This window comes from Streptomyces tatrensis, assembly GCF_049310065.1.
GTDB lineage: Bacteria > Actinomycetota > Actinomycetes > Streptomycetales > Streptomycetaceae > Streptomyces.
In genome coordinates, this window is the sequence record NZ_JBMDLB010000007.1 from 96412 (window position 1) to 117870 (window position 21459).

Consider the following 21459-nt stretch of genomic DNA (forward strand, 5'->3'; position numbering starts at 1 on the left):
CGCCCCGCGCACCTCGACGGACCGGACGCACCCCGTACCCCGTAGCCGTCCCGCCCCCCGTGTCCGTCCCGCCCCGCACCCGCCCCGCCCTGCCCCGCCTCGCCCCGCCCCCGCAACCCCACCTGCCCCGATCCACCGAAGGGCCGCATCGTGTCCCCCACCTCCACCGCGAAGGCCGGCCCCCGTCCGGCCAGGACCGGATCCCGCCCCGGGGCCGGTCCCGGGACCGGCCCGGACGACGGTCCGGCAGCCGCTCTCCGGCGTACCTGGCGCAAGGCCTCTCCGTACGCCTACATCGCCCCCTTCTTCACCCTGTTCCTCGCCTTCGGCCTCTTCCCGCTCCTCTACACGGCGTTCGTCTCCCTCTACCGCGTCGAGCTCCAGACGAGTGGCGACATGGAGTGGCGGGGCATCGCCAACTACACGGCGCTCTTCGCCGACGAGTACTTCTGGATCTCGCTGCGCAACACCTTCACCATCGGCGTGCTGTCCACCGTGCCGCAGCTCGCGATGGCCCTGGGCCTGGCCCATCTGCTCAACTACAAGCTGCGCGGGCGGACGTTCATCAGGACCGCGGTCCTGCTCCCCTACGCGACGTCCGTGGCCGCCGCCACGCTCGTCTTCGCCCAGCTCTTCGGCCGCGACTTCGGGCTGATCAACTACGTGATCGGTCTCGTCGGTGTCGACCCGGTGGACTGGCAGACGGGAACGGTCGCCTCGCAGATCGCCGTATCGACGATCGTGATCTGGCGCTGGACCGGCTACAACGCACTGATCTACCTGGCCGGCATGCAGTCGATCCCGCACGAGCTGTACGAGGCCGCGGGGATCGACGGGGCTTCTCGCTGGCGGCAGTTCATCCACGTGACCCTTCCCGGTCTGCGGCCGACCATCGTCTTCACGGTGATCATTTCGACGATCGGGGCGACCCAGCTCTTCGGTGAGCCGCTGCTGTTCGAGGGATCGATCTCCGGCGGCATCTCGCACCAGTACCAGACCCTCGGCCTGTACATGTACGAGCAGGGCTGGGGCTTCTTCCACCTGGGGCGGGCCGCGGCCATCGCCTGGGTGATGTTCGTCCTGATCGTGGTGCTCGTCGGGGTCAATGCCCTGATCGCGCGCCGCCGCGCACGCAAGGAGGCCGGCCGATGACCGCGCTCGCCCCACCGCCGACCGCGCCCGAGAAGCGCCGCCCTCCGCGGGAGCGGCCGGGCAAGCGCCCCTGGCTCCGCAGGGGCGGCGGGGCCGGGAGGACGATGACGGGCGGCTGGCTCGCCTACCTCATCCTCGGTTTCGCGCTGCTCGTCTCGGCCTTCCCCTTCTACTGGACGATCGTCGCGGCGAGCCGGTCCAACGCGGACCTGGCGCAGGTGCCGCCGAGCCTGCTGCCCGGCCCGAACCTGATCAAGAACTTCGAGGCGGTCCTCGAAGAGGCCGACATCGGCAAGGCGCTGCTGAACTCGCTGATCGTCTCCGGGTCCATCACCGTGGGCACGGTGCTCTCCTGCACGCTGGCCGGGTTCGCCTTCGCCAAGCTGAAGTTCCGGGGCCGCGGCGCCCTGCTGACGCTGACGATCGGGACGATGATGATCCCGCCGCAGCTCGGCGTGATCCCGCTGTTCATGCTGATCGCCGAACTCCAGTGGGTGAACCAGCTCCAGGCGGTGATCCTGCCGGGTCTGGTGTCGGCGTTCGGGGTGTTCTTCATGCGCCAGTACCTGATCCAGTCGTTGCCGGACGAGCTGATCGAGGCGGCCCGCATGGACGGGGCCTCCACGGCCCGCATCTTCTGGTCGATCGTGATCCCGATCGCGCGGCCGGGGATGGCGGTGCTCGGGATGCTCACGTTCATGACGGCGTGGAACGACTTCTTCTGGCCGGTCATCGCACTGTCCTCGCAGGAGCCGACCGTGCAGGTCGCGCTGCGGCAGCTCGGCGGCGGCTACGTCAACGACCAGTCGGTGATCATGGCCGGCACGCTGCTCGGCACCCTGCCGGTGCTGCTCGTCTTCGGCCTGCTGGGCCGGCAGATCGTCGGCGGCATCATGCAGGGAGCCGTGAAGGGCTGACGCGTTCCTGCCTTCCGGCCACGGCCGGCGGAGAGCTTGGCCCCGCCGGCCCCATCCGATCGTCCCCCTCCTCCTCCCCCCCAATCCCTATTCCCTACTCCCTGGAGTGCCCGTCTCATGACCGCTGTCGATGCCCGCCCCGCGACCGGGACGGGGCTCCGCTTCCCCACCGGATTCCGTTGGGGGACGGCCACCGCCGCCTACCAGATCGAGGGAGCCGCCGCCGAGAACGGCCGGACCCCCTCCATCTGGGACACCTTCAGCCGCACCCCCGGCAAGGTCCGCAACGGTGACACCGGTGACATAGCCGCCGACCACCTGCACCGGATGCCGGACGACGTGAAGCTGATGAAGGAGCTCGGCGTCACGGACTACCGCTTCTCCGTCTCCTGGCCCCGGGTCCAGCCGACGGGACGGGGCCCGGCCGTGGAGCGCGGCCTGGACTTCTACCGCCGTCTGGTGGACGAGTTGCTGGCGAACGGCATCAGGCCGGTCGCGACGCTCTACCACTGGGACCTCCCGCAGGAGCTGGAGGACGCGGGCGGCTGGCCGGAACGGGACACCGCACACCGGTTCGCGGAGTACGCGGGCCTGGTGGCCCGGGCGCTGGGCGACCGGGTGACGACCTGGACCACGTTGAACGAGCCCTGGTGCGGGGCGTTCCTCGGGTACGGGAACGGGGTCCACGCCCCCGGGCGCACCAGCAACCTCGCCGCTCTGCGTGCCGCCCACCACTTCAACCTGGCCCACGGCGGAGCGGCCCGCGTCCTGCGCGACCGCCTCCCGTCCACCGCCGAGATCTCCCTGACCCTGAACCTCCACGCCCTGCGCCCGCTGACGGACACCGCGGCGGACCGGGACGCGGTGCGCCGGATCGACGCGGTGGCGAACAGGATCTTCGTGGACCCCGTCTTCCACGGGCGGCTGCCGCAGGACCTGGTGGAGGACACGGCGGGGGTGACGGACTGGTCGTTCGTCCGGGACGGCGACCTGGAGGTCACGTCCACCCCGATCGACTCGCTGGGCATCAACTACTACTCCCCCAGTGTGGTTTCGGCGGGCTCCTCCGCTTCACCCGCCCCCTGGGCGGGAGCCGAGGAGCATGTGGCGTTCAGCCCGGCGGCGGGACCGCGCACGGCGATGGACTGGCCGGTGGACGCGAACGGCCTGTACGAGTTGCTGACCCGGCTGCGCGACGAACTCCCGCACCTCCCGCTCCTGGTGACGGAGAACGGGGCGGCGTACGACGACTACGCGGACCCGGAGGGACAGGTCCACGACCCGGAGCGGGTGGCGTACCTCGACGCGCACCTGACGGCCGTCCACCGGGCGATCGAGGACGGTGTGGACGTACGCGGCTACTTCCTGTGGAGCCTGCTGGACAACTTCGAGTGGGCGTACGGCTACAGCAAGCGCTTCGGCATCGTCCACGTGGACTTCGCGTCCCAGCGCCGGACGGTGAAGGACAGTGCGCGGTGGTACGCGGAGGTGATCGCTCGGGGCGGGCTGGTGCGGGGCTGAGGGGGGACATCTCCTGCGCGCGGCCCTGGGAACAGTCCGGGGCCGCCGGCTTCGAACCGCGCGCACGGCCAAGGAGCCGGCTCCGACAACGGCATCGCCCGCTGCTCCCGCGTCCCGCGACCTGTCACGGGACGTCGGCCGCGTCGTAGTCTCGAGCGGTGCACGAAAACGAGATCAAACTCAAAGCCATCGCCGCGCTCACGGCCCTGCGCGCGGATGTCGGCGAAGGCCTCGCCTCCGAACTCCTCGCGGAAGTGACCCCCGGCCACTTCCTGGTGCCGGCGGGAGCCGATCCCGAAGAAGTCGGCGGCGCCGTGCTCGACCAGCTCTCCGGGCCGCTGAGCGCCCTGGTCAACGGTTTCATCGCCGCCTTCGCGGCGGTCGCCTACGCGTACGACGAAACCGGCGCGGAGCCCGGTACCGACGCGATCCTGCAGGAACTCGCCCTTCGTCTCGCCCGCGAGGACGGTCAGGAGTCGCCCTGACCGCATGTGCCGGACGCCAAGCTGCCGGGCGGGCGACCTGCTCTAGGCTCGGCACCATGCGTCATCCGTCCGAGCCCACACCGCTGACCGAGGCCGAGCTGGCCATGGCCGAGCAAGAGCTCGGTGTGTCCTTCCCGGCCGCATACCGCGCGTACCTGCAGGAGGCGAAGCCTGCAAAGCGCGTGTTCCCACCGCGTCGGACGGAGCGGGGCTGGGACTGGGACGCCGGCCGTGGGACACCGGCGGAGCTGCTGGCTCTGCCCTTCCCCCACCCCGACTCCTATGTGAGCGCGGCTGCGGAACTGGACGCGCGCGAACCCCTACTGGAGGAGTTCACCGACGAGCGGGCCTACGCGGACGCCTGGCAGGCTTGGGACCAGGAGTACGAGGTCTTCCAGGACCACAAGACCGCAGGAGCCGTGGTCCTGCAGGAACACGGCTGTGGCTTCTACACGCTCCTGGCGGTCACCGGTCCCCTCGCCGGCACGGTGTGGTGGGACGGCCGCGCCACCTGCGACCTGATCGTCCCGCTGTCCCTCGATCACGCGGGCAGCGCCCGCCCGGCCACGTTCAGCGAGTGGCTTCGCCACGATTCCTGGGAATTGCTCCCGCCGGGCCGTCGTCAGTCCCCACACTCCATACCGTAGGTCGTCATCAGCGGCCCGGAGCGGGGGCGAACCCGGTTCGGCAACCGCGTAGCCGACGAGGACCCCCGACAACAGGGAGCAGCAAGCCATGACAGACAACCTCTCCGCCCTCACAGGCGAGCAATGGCAGCGCCTCGCCGACGCCCGCGAGGCCTACACCGACGCTGTCAGCCCGTACTACGACGAGACGCTGCACCAGGTGGCCCAGCGCGCACGCGACAGCGGGGACATCGGCAAGGCCGACATCGGAGCACTGCTGATCTGGAAGCGTCTCAGAGCCGACACGCCCTGGGCCTCCCAACTCATGGCTCTCCCGGAAGCCGACGTGCGCCGCGCGACCGCAGCGGCCACGACCGCCGCCCGCGACACCTCTCTCAGCCGCAGTGCGGCCGCACGCGCCGGCCGGGCTGCCCTCGTCCCGCTGCCGGGCTTCGTCACCGGCGACGCCCTCGCCTCCGCCGTCCTCACAGCGGCCGCTCCCGACCGCATGGCCATCTACGACCGCCGCGCCCACGACGCACTGCACAGCCTCGGCATCCCTCTCGACCACGCTCCCGGCCGGTACAGCCGCTACATCGAAACGATCGACCAGCTCCTGACCGCCGCCCCGGCCCCCATCCGCAACTGGACCCCACGCGACATGGACACCGCCCTGTACTGGCTGGCCACTGCAGAAGAGCGTTCAACGAAGCCGATCAGCCCGGGCCACCCCACCACCCGCTGATCAAGGACCGTTCCGGCGCGGCTCGTTCGCAGCACCGCGGGGATCGACTCGGCTTCGCACCCCGCCGGGAAATCCGCGAGAAAAGTCCCCTGGGGGCCAGCCTGGAATACCCCCTGCGCGCCCTCCGTGGTGCCTTCGCGATGCTCCGATCCCAGCGGTGTCCCCCCAGAACGGCGGCGGCAGCTGCGCCGAGGAGGCAGCCACCTGAGGCTTCCTCATAGGCGTCCTGACCTGCATGTTTTCCTCCAGATACCTAGGATCTACATGCACGGGCGACGGCATGGAAGCAGCCTCGGCTGCTTCGGTGACGTCCGCTCAGGAACCTGCTCACGACGGCCCAGGGAGAGTGCTTCATGACCGAGTCCGGCAACCCTAGTCAGCCTGCGAACGTGAACGAGTACAGCAGCAGTCACATCCACGTGTTCGAGGGCCTCGAGGCGATACGCAAGCGGCCCGGCATGTACATCGGGACGGTCGGTGAGCGCGGCCTTCATCAGATGGTGTACGAGGTCGTCTCGTACGCCGTCGACGAGCACCTCGCCGGCCACGCGGACGCCATCGACGTGACGATCACCGCGGACGGCGGCATTCGCGTCGCGGACAACGGACGGGGACTGCCCGTCGAAGTGCAGGAGGCCACCGGCAAGTCGGCCGTCGAACACGAACTGACGGAGCTGTCCTTCGGCTCCAAGCCCCGTACCGGCTACTGGGTCGCCGGCGGCCTCAGCGGCCTGGGCCTGTGTGTGGTCAACGCGCTGTCGGGCCGTCTCACGGTCGAGGTCCACCGAGACGGCCACCGTTGGACCCAGGAGTACGAGAAGGGCACCCCGGTCACTCCGCTGACGAGGAACGAGGAGACGGGCGAGCACGGCACCACGATCGCTTTCCTGCCCGACGCCGACATCTTCGAGACCACCCGGTACTCGTTCGCCACGTTGTCGGAGCGCCTCCAGGAACTCGCCTTCATCAACGGAGGTCTGGCCATCTCGCTCACCGACGAACGTCCGGAGCGGCCGGTCCGCTATCACCACACGGACGGCCTTCGGGCCTACGTCGCCCACCTCGACCCCTACCCCAGGAGTCCCGTCCACTCCCCCGCCATCGGCTTCGAGTCGGAGAACGAGGACGGGACGATCTTCGTGCAGGTCGCCATGCAGTGGAACACCCGGTCCACGGGAGGGTTCCGCTCCTTCGCGAACAGCGGCCGCACGCATGAGGGCGGCTCGCACGAGGAAGGCCTCCGTACTGCGCTCACCGACGTCGTCAACGACTACGCGCGCCGTTTTGGGCAGCTGCCCGCCGACGGCGAGGACATCACCGCCGACGCTGTCCACGAGGGCCTGACCGCCGTCATCTCCGTACGTCTCACCCACCCCGTCTTCGAGGGTGCCACCATGACCAGACTCGCGAACCCCGAAGCGGGCGCCTACGTCCGAAAGGCCGTCCGCCAGCACCTCACCGCCTGGCTGGACCGCCACCCGAACGAAGCCGGGGCCGTCATCCGCCACGTCCTCGGCGCCTCCACCGTTCGCGGAGAGCGGTGAGCGGTGAGCGGTGAGGGCTCGTGTCTTCTCAGCGCAGGACTTCGACCAGCGCGATCCAGGAGATGACGAGCGCCGTGATGATGGCGACGACGGCCCCGGCGGCGAACCATGCGACGCCTTGCGATGACCCCGTGACAAGGAGCGCGGCACCGACGAGGTAGGCGGAGGGCGCCACGAAGCCGACGGCCGACTTTCCGAGCTTCATCTGATTGCCGGGGTGGGGATTCTCGTAGATCCGCCTCGCCGCCTGCCCCTGCAAAAACCCTGCGCCGACTGCGAGTACGGCCATCGCCGAGCCGTACGCCACCGCTGAGACCTGGGGGACGAGCCCCACTGCCGAACCCGAGAGGGCCAGCACGAGGCCTGCGATGCCCCCGGCCAGTCGCGATGCGAGCGCCGGCGCTTTGGCCACCTCGGCGATGTTGACGCTTGCCGCCACGATCACGAGGCCGGCGAGCGCCGCAGTGGCTCCCATCATGGCGACATTGAAGTCGCTCCACCCTTCAAGATATTCCTCCACATTTCATAGCTTATCGGTACTTGCCCAGAATTTACCTGAAGGGCTGCCTGCGCGTGGCAGCTGCCGGCCGGCCTTCAACACAGCTGCGCTCAAAGCGACTTGGCGGTTGTGTGCCATGGCGGTGATCCGCCCGTTCCGGTTGGACCGCCGGCCGCATCCGGCCACCGACACTCTTCGCAGCACCGGGCCCACGAGGCCCGTCCGGCACGAGGAGAGGTCGCGATCCGTTGACCAGAGGACCCGTACGAGGATCGAGAACCGCCGCGGCAGTGGTGGCAGCAGCCGTGGCGGCTCTGCTGGCGGCGGGTCTGCCCGCCGCGGCGGAGCCCGGAGCACCCGTGGAGCCGGGTGGGGCCGCGCTCGCGCCCCCGAAGGCCGGGCCCGGCGCGCGGACGGTGACGCTGGTGACCGGGGACCGGGTCTCCCTCACCGGCTCCGGCACGGCCGTGCAGGTCAGCGGGATCATCCCGGGCGAGGGGCGCCGGCACGTCGCCTTCACCCGGGCCCGGGTCGACGAACACGAGTACGTCATCCCGGTCGACGCGACCGAGGCACTGGCCGGGGGCCGCCTCGACCGGCAGCTGTTCGACGTGACGGCGCTCGCGGCCCAGGGCTACGACGACGCGGCCCGCGAGGACATCCCGCTGATCGCGACCACCGGCACCACGCTGTCGGGCGCCGCGCGCGGTGGCGCGTACGACGGGCTCGGCCTGGCCGCCCGTACGGTGCGCAAGGCCGACGCCGTCCGCTCCTGGCAGGACTTCCTCCGGCAGGGCCGCGAGCGGGGAGCAGCACCGGCGAAGCTGTGGCTGGACTCCAAGGTCCGGGCGAGCCTCGACCGGAGCGTGGCCATGACCGGCGCTCCCGAGGCCTGGGCCGCCGGTCTCGACGGGAAGGGCGTGAAGGTCGCCGTCCTGGACACCGGCTACGACACGGGCCACCCCGATCTGAAGGGCCGGGTGACCGCGGAGAAGAACTTCACCTGGGACGAATCGGTCCAGGACGCCAATGGGCACGGCACGCACGTGGCGTCGACCATCGCGGGTGACGGGGCGGCGTCCGGCGGCCGGTACAAGGGGGTGGCGCCCGGCGCGGAGCTCGCCGTGGGCAAGGTCCTCGACGGCGGGGGCTCCGGTTACATCAGCTGGATCCTCGAGGGCATGGAGTGGGCGGCCGCGCAGAAGGCCGACATCGTGTCCATGTCGCTGGGCTCGGACCTGCCCAGCGACGGCAGCGACCCGCTCTCGCAGGCCGTCGAGACCCTGTCCGCCGGTGGCGGTCCGCTGTTCGTCGTGGCGGCCGGCAACGCGGGTGCGCCCGGGACCATCGGTTCCCCGGCGGCCGCGCCGAGTGCGCTCACCATCGGGTCGGTCACCAAGCAGCGTGCGATGTCCCCGTTCTCCTCGCAGGGGCCCGCACTCGCCGACGGAGGCGTGAAGCCCGAGCTCACCGCGCCGGGCAGCGAGATCACGGCGGCCCGGGCCGAGGGCACCTTCGAGGAGGTCGCGGCGAGCGAGTACTACGCCACGATCAGCGGGACCTCGATGGCCACCCCGCACGTCGCGGGCGCCGCGGCCATCGTCAAGCAGCGGCATCCCGACTGGGACGCGGCGCGGATCAAGGCGGCGCTGGTCGCCACCGCGCGGCCGGTCGAGGGGGCGGGGGTGTACGAGCAGGGCGCCGGAACCGTGGACGTGCCCGCGGCGCTGGCCGCCGCCGTGACGGCCTCGCCGCCGGCCGTCTCCGCCGAACTCTCCTGGCCGTACGCCGAAGAGACCCGCCGGACGGTCGTCTACCGCAACCCGGGCACCAAGGACGTCCGGCTCACCCTCGGCGTGGACGGCGACGCGCCCGTCTCGCTCCTCGCGAAGACGCTGACGGTGCCCGCCGGCGGCGGCGCCGAGGCCGTCGTACGGATCGACGGCCGCCGCGCGAAGGCCGGTACGAGCAGCGCCTGGATCACCGCCCGGGGGACGGACGGCAGCCGGGTCCGCACCCCGGTGGGCGTCGAGGCCGAGGCCAGGAGCGCGACCCTGACGCTGGCTCCCGGCGCGACCCGTCCCGGAGTGGACCGGGCGTACACCACCGTCGTCGTGCAGAACGAAGGGACCGGGGCCGCCGAGCTGGTCGGCCTCGCCGCCGGCGAGGAGCGGCTGCGGCTGCCCGAAGGCTCCTACCGGGTGCTCGGCAGCGTCTGGGAGGGCGACATGGACGGCGAGGTGATGGTCGCCCGGTCCACCGTCCAGCTCGCGCAGCGGGTGGCGCTCACCGGGGACCGGACGGTGACCCTCGACGTCTCGGGGGCGCGGCCGGTCACCATGACGGTGGACGATCCGCGGATGCGCGTCGTCCAGCAGGGCTCGGCCCAGGGGCTGGTCTCCGACGTGGGCGCGGGCAGCACCGGGCTGCTCACGCCGGTCTACGAGGGCCAGTACCAGGCGTACGCGGTGGGCAGCTCCCCGATGCCCGGGCTCGGATACTTCGCCGGGGCGTCCTGGCAGCAGCCGTTCCTGCACGCCCGGACATCGGGCGCGGACCCGGTGGACATCCCCGTGGGCCCGTACTACTTCGCCCGCATCGAGTGGGACATCACGGGTGAGGTGGTCGACGCGGGCGACGGCAGCACGGTCGGCGAGCTGCGGCTCACGGACAAGGTGGTGCTGTTCGAGCCCGGCTACGGGGCTCCGGGCGAGGAGGTCGCCAGGCGCTACCAGGCCATCAAGGAGCAGAAGCCGGCCGTGGTCCTGATCGGCCGGGGCTGGGTCTCCGCCGAGCCGGAGGACCAGGTGCTCACCATCGCGGAGCCCGGTCCGACGCTGCTGCGAAAGCGCCTGGCCGGCGGGCCCGTCACCCTCTCCATCAAGGCCGAACGCAACGGCGAGCGCGCGTACTTCACCTTCCACACGTACGAGGACGGGGTTCCGCCCGGCGCCCGCTGGACCGACCGCGGGCAGGACATGGCGGCGGTCGAGCACACGCTCCGCACCACGGGCTACCCCGACGACCCCAAGGGTCTGTACGGCTGGGCCCGCTACAAGGGCCTCGACGTGGTGCAGCAGCACACGGTCGTGCGGGCGCCGCACCGGCTGACCGCGTACTACACGCCGGACGTCCCGTGGCGGACGGCGACCTTCGAGTACGCGACCGAGGAGGGACTCCCCCTCGGCACCCAGTTCACGGAGGCGACCGTCTACCGGGCGGGCCGTACGACCCGGGACTCCTGGCTCACGGGGCCGTTCAACCCCTCGCTGTCGGTCCTGGGCCACGACGGGCGGGCGCAGGCGACCCGCGACGGGGACAAGCTGCGGCTCGACCTGCCGATGTTCTCGGACGCCTCGGGCCATCTCTCGGAGGCGGTCGCGGAGCTGGAGAGCGGGGAGACGGTGCTGCGCGACGAGAAGGGCAAGGTCCTGGCCCGCAACGACGGCGGCGGGCGCGGCGTGTTCGACCTGCCCGCGCGCACCCGGTGGTACGAACTCGACTCCACGACCACGCGCGCCAGCTCCCTGTGGGAACTGGGCACGACGGTCCGGGACACCTGGCGGTTCCGGTCGGGCCGTACCGACCGCGAACGGCCCCTGGACCTGCTGGACACCCGGTACGACATGTCGGGTCTCGACGGGGACAACTCGGTCACAGCGGGGCGGGAGTTCGCCTTCGGTGTCGACTTCGAGCGGCAGCGGGGCACGCACGGGGGTGACGTGGACCGGGTGTCGGTCGCCTACTCCACGGATGACGGGGCCACCTGGATGCCGGCGAAGGTCCGTGCGGACAAGGGTGGTTGGCGGGTCACGGTCCCGGGGCTGCCCGAGGGCCGGGTGTCGCTCCGGGTCACGGGAACGGGCCGTGACGGGGCCTCGCTGACCGAGACCATCACGCGGGCCTACCGGGTGGGCTGCCCCGAGTACTGGTGCGCGTACGCCCCTTCGTGGCCGCACTGGCCGGCCGGCTGATCCTGGCCCGGGCGGACGGCGGACGGGTCCGGTGGGCGGAAACGCGCACCCGGACCCGGCCGCATGCCGCGTTTCGGCTCGCACACGGGCGGCCTGTGGGCGACGGTGGACCTTCCCTGCACCATTCGTGTTCCGAGGAGGCCCGTCATGAACTGGACGCTCGAAGTGGTTCTGGTCCCTGTCACCGACATGGACCGGTCGAAGGAGTTCTACGCGGACAAGGTCGGCTTCACGGTCGACCTCGACAGCGAGGTCGCGCCCGGCATCCGCATCATCCAGCTGACCCCGCCCGGCTCGCGCTGTTCCATCGCGCTGGAGCACGGGATGCCCCCGGCGCCCGGTACGCGCCAGATGGCGCCGGGCACCCTCCAGGGCCTGCAGCTCTGCGTCACCGACATCGAGGCCGCGCGCAAGGAGCTGACGGTGCGCGGCGTCGAGGTATCGCCGGTGCGGCACGTCGGCGAGAAGGGCTGGGAGGACGGCAAGGGCGACACCTGGAACTCCTTCCTGACCTTCTCCGACCCGGACGGCAACGGCTGGGTGGTCCAGGAGGCGCCCTCGGAGCTGTCGGAACGCTGACGGCTCCGAAGGCCCCCGTCCGGGGAGGGCAGCGGCGTCAGTGGCCCGGTGCCGGAGTCGGAGTCGGCAGTGCCGGGCTCGGGTCCTGTTCCCGCATCCCCCACGGGGATCCGTACGCGGTGAGCAGGTCGAGGAAGGGGCGGGGCGGCAGGGCCTCCGGGCCGAGGACTCCGGACCCGGACCACACGTCGGCGGCGAGCAGTTCGAGGGCCACCACCGGGTTGACGGCGGTCTGCCAGACCACGGCCTGGGAGCCGTACTCGCGCATGGACCACTGGTTGTCGACCACGTGGTAGAGGTACACCTCGCGCGGCAGGCCGTCCTTGGTGCCCTTGACCCAGGTCCCGGCGCAGGTGCGGCCGGTCATCCGGTCGCCGAGGGTCGCCGGGTCGGGCAGGCAGGCCGCGACCACGTCGCGCGGTGAGACGCGGACCGGGCGGCCGTCCTCACCGCGGACGGTGACCAGTTCGGTGGAGTCCAGACCGAGCGCGTGGAGGGTCTTCAGCTTGCCGATGAAATCGTCGCCGAGGCCGTACTTGAAGGTGACCCGGCGGGCTCCGACCCAGCGCGGGACGAGGAGGACCTCCTCGTGCTCGACGTTGACGCACTCCACGGGGCCGATGCCCTCGGGGAAGTCGAAGACCTCCGGCTCGCTGAACGGTTCGGTGGTGTACCAGCCGCGCTCGCGCTCGTGGACGACGGGAGGGTTCAGGCACTCCTCGATCGTCGTCCAGATGTTGAAGGACGGTGCGAAGTCGTAGCCCTCGACGGTCAGATCGGCCCCGTCGCGGATGCCGATCTCCTCGATGTCGTCGAAGAGTTCATCGGCCGCGTAGCGGGCGAAGACGTCCGAGAGACCGGGCTCGACGCCCATGCCGACGAGCGCGAGCCGGCCCGACTTCTCCCACTCCGCGGCCCGTTCGAACTGCTCGTCGCCGAGCTTCACCCCGCAGGTGCCGTACGGGTCCTCGGGGTGCGGGCGGGACAGGGACATGGCCATGTCCACGTAGTGGGTGCCGGCCGCCAGCGCGGCGTTGAACAGCGGCATCACGAACCGCGGGTCGGTCGCGTTCATCAGGACGTCGCACCCGTGCTCGGTGAGCAGCCGGGTGATGCCCTCCTCGTCGGAGGCGTCCGCGCGGCAGGCGGTGAAGCGCTGCTCCGCCTCGCCCAGGGCGGCGACGGCCGCCTCGGCGCGGGCCAGGTCGTAGTCGGCGACGACGAAGCGGTCGAAGAAGCCGCGGCGGGCAGCGATCTTGGTGATCGCGCTCCCGACACCGCCGGCACCCACAAGCAGAACACGCATGGCCAGGTCCTCTCTCGGTGGGGCGTCTGCCCCAGGGGGCTGATGGAACCGTCTGCCAGGAGTTAAGGTCAATGCTGTTGGCATAAGGGCACGGAACGGTCCAGGAGGCGAGTCCGCGATGCCGAAGGACGTGGTTCCGGAGGAGGCCCGCCGACGGCGGCGTCCGACCCGGCAGGGCACGGTGCTCTCCGAGCGGCTGATCGTCGAGACGGCGCTGCGGATGGTGCGGGAGCACGGAAGCGCGGGCCTGACCGCCCGGCGGCTCGGTGCCGCCCTGGGCGCGGACCCCAGCACCCTCTACCGCTACTTCGACGGCATGGACGGGCTCACCCTGGCCATCGGTGAGGAGCTCATCGGCCGGGCCCTCGCGGGCTGGATCCCGACCGGGCGGTGGCGCGAGGACCTGCGCTCCCTGGGCCTGCGGATCTACGGTGCCTACCTCGCCCATCCACAGGCCGCGCTGCTGACCACGAGCCGGGTGACCGGGCGGCCCCGGGAGATCGCGGCCGACGAGGCCATCCTGGGCAGCCTGCGCGGCGCGGGGTTCGGCGACGAGGACGCCGTACGGATCTACCACGCCTACATCGACCAGTGTCTGGCCTTCGCGGCGCTCGACGCGGGTTCCCTGGCGCTCACGGAGACGGCTCGGGAGTCCGACGAGGAGCGGTGGGAGTCCACGTACGCCCGCCTGCCGGCCGGGACGTACCCGAACATCGCGGCCACCGCCGGGCTCCTCGCGGCCCGGATGCCGCACAGCGCCTATCCGGTCGCACTGGACATGCTGCTGGAGAGCGCCGAGCGCGAGCTGGCCGGCGCGGGCGGGGGCACCCGCCGCCGCCACCGCACGGGCCGACCGGCCGCGCCCTGAGGACGTCGTGCTCTGAGGACGTCGTCATCTGAGGGCATCGTGCTCCGAGGCTCCACAGGCCCATCATTCCGGCCATGCGCCGCTCCTATCGGCCGACCTTGGGCGCACATCGTTCCGGCCGTCCCGATCGATCTACGATCAAGGAAACTGGCCGCGTCGACTTCTGAAGCCGGAGACCTCCTCCATGCCCACAACGCCTCCCGCGGCCCGGGAAACAGAGAGATTCCACGCCTACGGCGCCCGCCACCTGGACGAGCTCGGTCACAGGTTCGCGATCCCGGGTCACATCTCCCGGTCCATAAAATCCCTCGCCGCCGTGCTGCCGTTCCGCGTGAACGAGTACGTCCTCTCCCAGCTGATCGACTGGGGCAACGTCCCCGACGACCCGATCTTCCAGATGGTCTTCCCGCAGACCGGGATGCTCCGGATCGAGGACGAACTGCGGCTGGCGGGCCTGGTGGACGATCCGGGCGCGAAGAAGGAACTCCGGCTCGCGGTCCAGCAGATCCGAAGCGGCCTCAACCCCCACCCCTCGGGCCAGAAGCAGCTCAACGTCCCCACGCTGGACGGGGATACGGTGCCGGGCCTCCAGCACAAGTACCGCGAGACCGTCCTGTACTTCCCCGGCCAGGGACAGACCTGCCACGCGTACTGCACCTACTGCTTCCGATGGGCGCAGTTCGTGGGGGACGCCGATCTGCGTTTCGCCGCCCCGACGCCCGATGGCCTCGTGGACTACCTCGGCCGTCACCCCGAGGTCGACGACGTCCTCGTCACCGGTGGCGACCCCATGATCATGTCCACCGAGCGCCTGCGCAGCCACCTCGGCCCCATCCTGGGCGTCCCCGGTGTCCGTACCGTCCGCATCGGCACGAAGTCGGTCGCCTACTGGCCCCAGCGGTTCGTCACCGACACGGACGCCGACGACGTGCTCCGGCTCTTCGAGGACGTCGTCGCATCGGGGAAGAACCTGGCGCTGATGATGCACTTCACCCACCCGCGAGAGCTGGAGTCCGACCTCGCCCGCCGGGCCATCGCCCGGATCCGGTCCACCGGCGCGATGGTCTACTGCCAGGCGCCCCTGGTCGCGCACGTCAACGACGACGCGCGGACCTGGAGCGCCCTGTGGCGTGCCGAACTGGCCGCGGGCGCGATCCCGTACTACATGTTCGTCGAGCGGGACACCGGCCCGTACGAGTACTTCAAGGTGCCGCTCGCCCGTGCCCACGAGATCTTCCGGTCCGCCTACCTGACCCTGCCCGGACTCGCCCGTACCGTGCGCGGGCCGGTCATGTCGGCCACGCCCGGCAAGGTGGTCGTCGACGGAGTCACCGAAACCGCCCGGGGCCGCTTCTTCCAGTTGCGCATGCTCCAGGCCCGCGACCCGCAGCTGGTCGGCCGTCCGTTCCGGGCCCACTACAGCGAGGACGCCGCGTGGCTGGACGAACTCGAACCCGCCCACGACACGCCCTCCGACATCGCCGCGGCCCTGCGGGGCGGCGCGCAGCGGCAGACCGCCGACGGGCCGTAAAGGGCGGGCACGCAGCTCGGCCTCCAGCCGGTTCGGTGCCGGATCACCCGTGCTCGGGGGGTGGGCTTCCCAGGAGTTCGGCGCCCAGCGGGGTGACGGTGTGCACGACGGATTTACCGCGTCGGCTGGTGGTGATCAGACTGGCGTTGCGCAGCACCGTCGCGTGCTCGCTCGCCGCTGCGATCGACACGTTCAGGCGCCGTGCCAGCTCGGTGGTACTGCATCCCTCGGTGGCCACCTGCAGTGCGGCGGCCCGAGTGCGCCCCAGCAATGCGGCCAGTGACTGGTCCGCGGCCTGCGCCGCGCCCCACAGCGCGGCGCCCGCCGCTGCGTCACCGATGGTGGGAATGGCAAGCGTGGGCGCCGAGGTGTCGTCCTGCGAGTCCCACAGCAGTGCCGGGTCCCGCCAGAGGAAGACCGTCGGCGCGATGACGAGACCGCGCCCCATGAGGTGGACGTCGACGGGCCGGTGGTACCGCACCTCCAGTACGGGCGCCCGCCACCGCACCAGCGGGACGCACATCCCCTCCAGCAGGCGTTCGACCCCGCCATCGAGCAGCTTCCGCGCAAAGGTCGCCCGTACGCCCTCCACATGGGATCTCGCGCTGTTCCAATAGGGGGCGACGATCGCCTCGTTGCAGGCGGCAAGCCCCGCGGCGAAGTCCCTGCGGGCTTCGGGGTCGCCGGCCGCCAGGCTCCGAGCCCACGACAACTGCGAGGGGTGGAAGGCGATGTGTTCGAGCTCGGTCTGCAAATGGGCGGGCGATGCCCGAAGCAGGTTGTCGATTCCCTCCTCGACGGACGGCGTGTCGCCCATCAGTCCCGTCAGGTCGATATCCCCGCCACCCACGGCCAGCAGGCTCGTGAACGGGCGGGCCTGCGCACCCAGCCGCCCGCGGACCGCCTCCTGCCAGGGGCGGAAGGGCAGGGCCTTGGCGGCACAGTTGCCGCGCAGCAGCCTCAGGCCGTACATCGTTTCCGCGGCCGCTCCGATCGTCGCGGCCACACGGGTCCGAGCCAGATCCTCGGCGGTGAAATGAATGCGTAGCACCGAGCATCCCCCATGGCTGTCCGATCAAGCGCCGCTTGATCGTCCACTGCAGTCTGTGCCCTGCCTGAGGCTCCGTCCAGGACCTGTTTCAGCCAAGACCCACGGCTCCGGGTTCGCCAGGGCGGCCGCTCCTCTTGGCCCGCGCGTCGGCAACGGCGTAGGGCAGGCCGGGCAGCAGCAGGAGCGGCGCCACCCACAGCGGCAGCGTGAACAGCGCCCCGTCACCGGCCAAGAGGCTGGTGAGGATCGCCGCGGGCAGGGCCGTGACGAGGCCGAGCGCCCAGCCCGCCCACAGGCCCAGGCTGCCCCGCCGCAGCTTCCAGGCGACCGTGGCCACACCGAGGACCGTCCAGAAGGCCAGGTAGTCGGGGGGCACGGCCAGTGCGGTGCTCCAATGGCGCAGGTAGGAGAACAGCAGCACGCAGCCGAGTACGAAACAGGCCAGGGACACGGTGCGCAGCGCCCGGCGGGAGAGCGGGGCGCGCTCCCGCGCCCGTGCCGCGGCGAAGCTGCGGACGTTCCGGCCTACGACGTCCTGTCCCGTGCGGCCGGCGGCCTGCGCGTCCTCCAGCTGTGCGGAGAGCTCGTCGAGCATCTCCCGTACGGACGCGTCGTCGAGCCCCCGGTACTCCCAGTTGCTGCGGCAGGCCGCGAGTATTTGTGCGTTCGTCATGGTGTGGTTCCCCCGTGGGTCCCGTGGCGGTCAGGAAGGCTTTCTCAACAGGTCTTTCGGTAAGGAAGGTCCGGAAGGTAGGTGCGCCAGTCGGACCGGGAGAGTCCGCTTCCGGCGCGGGTGCAGACGGACTCCGCGAGTCGGGCCGGGGCCACCTGGTGGGTGCGGACGGTGCTGTGTTCGCCCGCGCTGTGCAGGGTCCGCCCGTCGGGTGAGAAGGCGACGGCCACGATCCCGTCTCCGGGGGTCGGCAGCGGTGATCCCAGAGGTCGGCCGGATTGCGCGTCCCAGAGCCGGAGCGTGCCGGAGGCGCCGGCCACGGCCAGGGTTCGGCCGTCCGGGGAGAAGGCCAAGGCGGTGACGGCCTTGTCGGAGTCGGGGCCGATGGCGTCGAACCCGGCAGGGAGCGTGGCCAGTCGTCGCCCGGCCTCCCCGTCCCACAGGGTGACCCCGCCCGTCGTGTCTCCGGCCGCCAGACGTGTGCCGTCGGGGCTGTAGGCCATCACCCCGCCGCGTTCCGCGGCCGGGCCCCGTTCGGTGCGTCGGCCGGTGGTGAGGTCGAAGGTGTGTGTGGAGGTCGCGAGGAGTCGGCCGTCAGGGCGGACCGCGGCCGGGGTGGCTCGGTCGGTCCGGGAGCCTTCGACGGGGATGGTGCGGTCCTTCGTGAGGTCCTGGGGCCGGGTGCGGCGGCCGCTCGCCAAGTCCCGTACGTCCAGGGCGTCGACGCCCGCGCGCGTCGTGAGCAGGGACCGGCCGTCGGGTGTCACGGCCAGTCCCGTGATGGGCATCCTGGCGGCGAACGGCGGCTTCGGCTCCGCGGGGAGCGGGCGGGCCTTGTTCGCCGGCACGTCCCACAGGGTCGGCTCCTGGGCCTTCTCCCGCTCTCCGTCCCCGGCGTCGGAGCCTTCGGCGAAAGCGGTGCGGGTGTGGGCGAGGGTTCGTCCGTCGGGGGTGAGCGCCAGGAGGACACGGCAGTCGTGTTCCGCGGGCGCCCCGGTGGAGCCCGGAACGGCTTTCGGGCAGTCGGCCGGCGGTGTGCGGGCGGTGCGCCGGCCGTCGGCGACGGCGTAGGCCTCGAACCAGGTGGCGGCGCCCTGTCGGCGGTCGACCGCGACGGTCGTGGCGTCCGCGCTGAAGGCGCCGGTCGATGCCGGTTCGGGGTTCCAGTCCGCGGTCGTGGCCGGTCCGTAGGAGATCGTGCGCACCACGGTGTCCCCGAGCCGGCGTTCGGTCAGGTACCTGATGACGCCGTCCTTCGGGTCGATCCGGAGCTGGGAGGCGGCCCCGTTGGCGAGGGAGTACCGGAAGACCGGCCGTTCGGGCGTGGCGAGTCGCCACATCAGGATCTCCCGGCCGTCGACGGCCGCGGCGAACCGGCCGTCGGGGCTAGTCGTCACCTCGGTCAGGCCGGGGTGGTCGATCCGGGCCGGCTCCCGGCCCGTGACCGGGTCCCACAGGCCCAGCCCGCCCGGTGCCTGGGTCATGAGGACGGCGCCGTCGCCGGTGAAACGGAACGAGTCGACGGCGCACGCCCCGGGTCGGGTGGCGGGCAGCTCCGTGCTCCGGGCCACGTCCCAGACCCGCAGGGGCACGTCGGCCCGTTCGGAGGAGTACGCCGCGTCCCCTCCCCTGGCGCACAGGGCCAGGTGGCGTCCGTCCGGGCTGAGTGCCCACATCGGATGCCGCCCGGTCGGCACCTCCAGCAGGGTGCGGCCACTTCGTGCGTCCCGGAGCGAGAGCCGGCCCGTGGCACCGTCCATGTCCATGTTGGCGATGACCTGGTCGGCGGCCGTCCAGGCGACCGAGGGGCCCGCCGGCCGGGGCACGGCGTCGAGCGCGGTGCCGGACGCCAGATCCAGTCGACGCGCCCCGCTCCCGGATCCGGGATCCGTCTTGTCCCGGGAGCCCTGCACCAGGGCGGTGCGGCCGTCCGGGGAGATCCCGCGGAACAGAGTGCCCTGGTCGAGGGCCGTTTCCGGTCCGAGCGCCGTCCTGTTCGTGACGTCCCAGGCGCGTACGGAGTCCACGTCGACGGTGACCGCGATCCGGCCGTCCGCGCTCAGCCGGACCGGTTGCGCGGGGTGGGAGTACCAGGGCCCCGCCTCGTCCGGCACGTCGTAGGCATCGGACTCGGCCTGGACGGACGCCGCGAGCAGTGCGGACCGGGTCTCGGCGGTCTCGGCGAGCCGCCAGGAGGCCACGCTCAGCCGCATCGCCAGCGCGGGGTCGGAGGCCCGCAGCCCCTGGGCCCCAGCCGGCCTGCGGCCAGTTCCTCCCCCTTGGTCCGCTGGGTCTCGGCGTCGACCCGCTGGCGGACGTTGTCGCGGACCTGCTGCCAGGCGGTCGTACTCGCCACGGTGAGCAGGACGAGGAGGAGGCCGACCACGGAGGTCACGCCCCGACGGATTCGGCGCGTACGGGCCCGGGACGCGAGGCCTGCGTGCAGGAACTCCCGTTCCACCGGGACCAGTTCTGCGGAGCGGTCCGCGTCGACCGCGAACGTGGCCTCGGCCTCGGCCAGTTCCCCGCCGCGCAGGAGCGCCCCGGCGTCGCGGCGTCGGGTCAGCCAGTTGTGGGTGGCCTGGGTCAGCCTGCGGTGGCGTCGCATCCGCTCGCGGTCGGTGTCGATCCAGCCGCGCAGCCGCGGCCACGCGGTGATCAGGGCCTCGTGCGCCAGGTCGACGACGTTCCGGTCCAGGGTGACGAGCCGGGCCCGGGCCAGCCGGTCCAACACGGCCCCCGCCTCGGCGGCCTCCGGCGAGTCCGGGGGCACGAGGGTGTCGCGGGGTACGGGCCGCCGGGTGTCGGGGGCTCCGTCACCGGGGGTGATCAGGTTCAGCAGGAGGCGGCGCGCGACGGGGGCGCGGTCGGGCCCGAGTTCCGCGTACAGCTCCTCGGCGGTCTGGGCCAGGGCGCCGCGCAGACCACCGGCCGCCTCGTGTCCGGCCAGGGTCAGCGTGCGCCCGCGGCGGCGCCGCCAGGTTTCCAGCAGGGCGTGGGAGAGCAGCGGCAGGCTGCCGGGTTCGCGGGTGACCTCTTCCACGAGCCGGGCCGTGAGGGCGCGTTCGACGGTGAGGCCGGCCGCTGCCGCGGGGCGCACGATCGCGCCGCGCATCTCCTCGGCGGTCAGCGGGCCCACGGCAAGGGTCGCGGCGCGGGCGGCCTCGGCCAGGGCGGGGTGGGCCAGGCAGTGCGCGTAGAAGTCGGCGCGCACGGCGAGCACCACGCGGATGCGGCTTGCGGGGTTGCGGGCGGTGAGGAGGGCCGCGAGGAACTCCCGTCGTTCGTCGGGATCCGCGCAGAGGGTGAAGACCTCCTCGAACTGGTCGACGATCAGCCAGGTCTCGCCGTCTGCGGCGGCCGCGGTGAGGACCGGCGCGTGGGTCCGCATCGGGTGTTCGCCGGGGGTGAGGACGCGCAGGGCCGCGGCGGGCGGCAGCGGCGGCGCGGAGCGGCGCAGGCGCGGGACGAGACCGGCCCGCAGCAGGGAGGACTTGCCGCTGCCGGAGGGCCCGAGGAGGACGCCGAAGCGGTGTTCGGCGACCAGGGCCGTCAGTTGGTCGGTCAGGCGTTCCCGGCCGAAGAACACCGGCTCGTCCTCGGGTTCGAAGCGCGTCAGGCCCCGGTAGGGCGCAGCGTCGCCGCCGCAGCCGTCGCCGGCGAGCTCGAGGGAGGCCAGGGTTTCGGTCTCGGCCGCGGCTGTGACCGCGGCTTCGGCCTCGCGCCAGCGTCGTTCCCACTCCTTGCGGGCGGCGCCGCAGACCTCGGCGTAGGCCAGCGCCACGGGCAGGCTCGGGAGCCGGTTCCCGGCGGCGGCCTGGGAGAGCGCCGTCACCGAATAGCCGGCCCGCGCGGACAGTTCCCGGTAGGGGACGGAGCCGGCGGCGCGGCGAAGTGCGCGAAGCTCACCGGCGAACCGCGCGGTGGGACCGGCCTGTGGATCGAGCGTCTTCTCCGGCCTTCCCGCGCCAGTGCCCATGCTGCTCCC

The 21459-nt window shown here is 71.9% G+C and carries 17 protein-coding genes; 11 read left to right on the forward strand and 6 right to left on the reverse strand.

The window, feature by feature from the left end; translation table 11 throughout:
• The first annotated feature begins 150 nt into the window (after positions 1-150).
• The 7 genes from ACODT5_RS04210 to ACODT5_RS04240 all read left to right on the forward strand — a co-directional run bounded on the left by ACODT5_RS04210 (position 151) and on the right by ACODT5_RS04240 (position 6990).
• Positions 151-1152: a carbohydrate ABC transporter permease gene (locus ACODT5_RS04210; RefSeq protein WP_422517831.1), complete on the forward strand. Its 1002-nt coding sequence runs from the start codon at positions 151-153 to the stop codon at positions 1150-1152.
• The gene (locus ACODT5_RS04215; RefSeq protein WP_422517832.1) at positions 1149-2069 is read left to right on the forward strand and encodes a carbohydrate ABC transporter permease; all 921 of its coding nucleotides are present in this window, start codon (positions 1149-1151) and stop codon (positions 2067-2069) included. The genes ACODT5_RS04210 and ACODT5_RS04215 overlap by 4 nt, the downstream gene beginning before the upstream one ends.
• Before the next feature lie 117 nt (positions 2070-2186).
• Entirely contained in the window at positions 2187-3590 is a 1404-nt protein-coding gene (locus ACODT5_RS04220; RefSeq protein ID WP_422517833.1) for a GH1 family beta-glucosidase, read from the forward strand.
• A gap of 158 nt (positions 3591-3748) precedes the next feature.
• Positions 3749-4075, forward strand: a complete 327-nt coding sequence (locus tag ACODT5_RS04225; protein ID WP_422517834.1) for a hypothetical protein — start codon at positions 3749-3751, stop codon at positions 4073-4075.
• A gap of 56 nt (positions 4076-4131) precedes the next feature.
• Entirely contained in the window at positions 4132-4722 is a 591-nt protein-coding gene (locus tag ACODT5_RS04230; protein WP_422517835.1) for an SMI1/KNR4 family protein, read from the forward strand.
• Between the two features lie 88 nt (positions 4723-4810).
• On the forward strand, positions 4811-5446 hold the full coding sequence (locus tag ACODT5_RS04235; RefSeq protein ID WP_422517836.1) for a hypothetical protein: 636 nt from the start codon (positions 4811-4813) through the stop codon (positions 5444-5446).
• 389 nt (positions 5447-5835) lie between these two features.
• Positions 5836-6990: an ATP-binding protein gene (locus tag ACODT5_RS04240; protein ID WP_422517837.1), complete on the forward strand. Its 1155-nt coding sequence runs from the start codon at positions 5836-5838 to the stop codon at positions 6988-6990.
• Between the two features lie 28 nt (positions 6991-7018).
• On the opposite strand, the gene ACODT5_RS04245 is transcribed toward ACODT5_RS04240, so the two are convergent.
• Positions 7019-7510: a hypothetical protein gene (locus tag ACODT5_RS04245; RefSeq protein ID WP_422517838.1), complete on the reverse strand. Its 492-nt coding sequence runs from the start codon at positions 7508-7510 to the stop codon at positions 7019-7021.
• A gap of 284 nt (positions 7511-7794) precedes the next feature.
• Between ACODT5_RS04245 and ACODT5_RS04250 the strand changes: the two genes are divergently transcribed.
• Positions 7795-11463, forward strand: a complete 3669-nt coding sequence (locus ACODT5_RS04250) for a S8 family serine peptidase (RefSeq protein WP_422517839.1) — start codon at positions 7795-7797, stop codon at positions 11461-11463.
• Positions 11464-11610: 147 nt separating this feature from the next.
• Positions 11611-12042 (forward strand): VOC family protein, encoded by a 432-nt coding sequence (locus tag ACODT5_RS04255; RefSeq protein ID WP_422517840.1) that lies wholly within the window; start codon positions 11611-11613, stop codon positions 12040-12042.
• Between the two features lie 37 nt (positions 12043-12079).
• On the opposite strand, the gene ACODT5_RS04260 is transcribed toward ACODT5_RS04255, so the two are convergent.
• A complete protein-coding gene (locus ACODT5_RS04260; RefSeq protein WP_422517841.1) occupies positions 12080-13348 on the reverse strand; it encodes a saccharopine dehydrogenase family protein in 1269 nt (422 codons plus the stop codon).
• A 118-nt stretch (positions 13349-13466) separates the two neighbouring features.
• Between ACODT5_RS04260 and ACODT5_RS04265 the strand changes: the two genes are divergently transcribed.
• Positions 13467-14216: a TetR/AcrR family transcriptional regulator gene (locus ACODT5_RS04265; RefSeq protein ID WP_422517842.1), complete on the forward strand. Its 750-nt coding sequence runs from the start codon at positions 13467-13469 to the stop codon at positions 14214-14216.
• A gap of 184 nt (positions 14217-14400) precedes the next feature.
• Positions 14401-15747, forward strand: coding sequence for a KamA family radical SAM protein (locus ACODT5_RS04270; RefSeq protein ID WP_422517843.1), 1347 nt, complete (start codon positions 14401-14403; stop codon positions 15745-15747).
• A 43-nt stretch (positions 15748-15790) separates the two neighbouring features.
• Here ACODT5_RS04270 and ACODT5_RS04275 read toward each other — a convergent pair whose 3' ends face one another.
• The 4 genes from ACODT5_RS04275 to ACODT5_RS04290 all read right to left on the reverse strand — a co-directional run bounded on the left by ACODT5_RS04275 (position 15791) and on the right by ACODT5_RS04290 (position 21450).
• A complete protein-coding gene (locus tag ACODT5_RS04275; protein ID WP_422517844.1) occupies positions 15791-16798 on the reverse strand; it encodes an ArsR/SmtB family transcription factor in 1008 nt (335 codons plus the stop codon).
• A gap of 88 nt (positions 16799-16886) precedes the next feature.
• A complete protein-coding gene (locus ACODT5_RS04280) occupies positions 16887-17471 on the reverse strand; it encodes a hypothetical protein (protein ID WP_422517845.1) in 585 nt (194 codons plus the stop codon).
• Positions 17472-17515: 44 nt separating this feature from the next.
• Positions 17516-19684: a WD40 domain-containing protein gene (locus ACODT5_RS04285; protein WP_422517846.1), complete on the reverse strand. Its 2169-nt coding sequence runs from the start codon at positions 19682-19684 to the stop codon at positions 17516-17518.
• Positions 19675-21450 carry a helix-turn-helix domain-containing protein gene (locus ACODT5_RS04290; protein ID WP_422517847.1) on the reverse strand — a complete coding sequence of 592 codons (1776 nt, stop codon included), beginning with the start codon at positions 21448-21450 and terminating at the stop codon, positions 19675-19677. Before ACODT5_RS04290 ends, ACODT5_RS04285 begins: the two co-directional genes overlap by 10 nt.
• Positions 21451-21459: the final 9 nt, after the last annotated feature.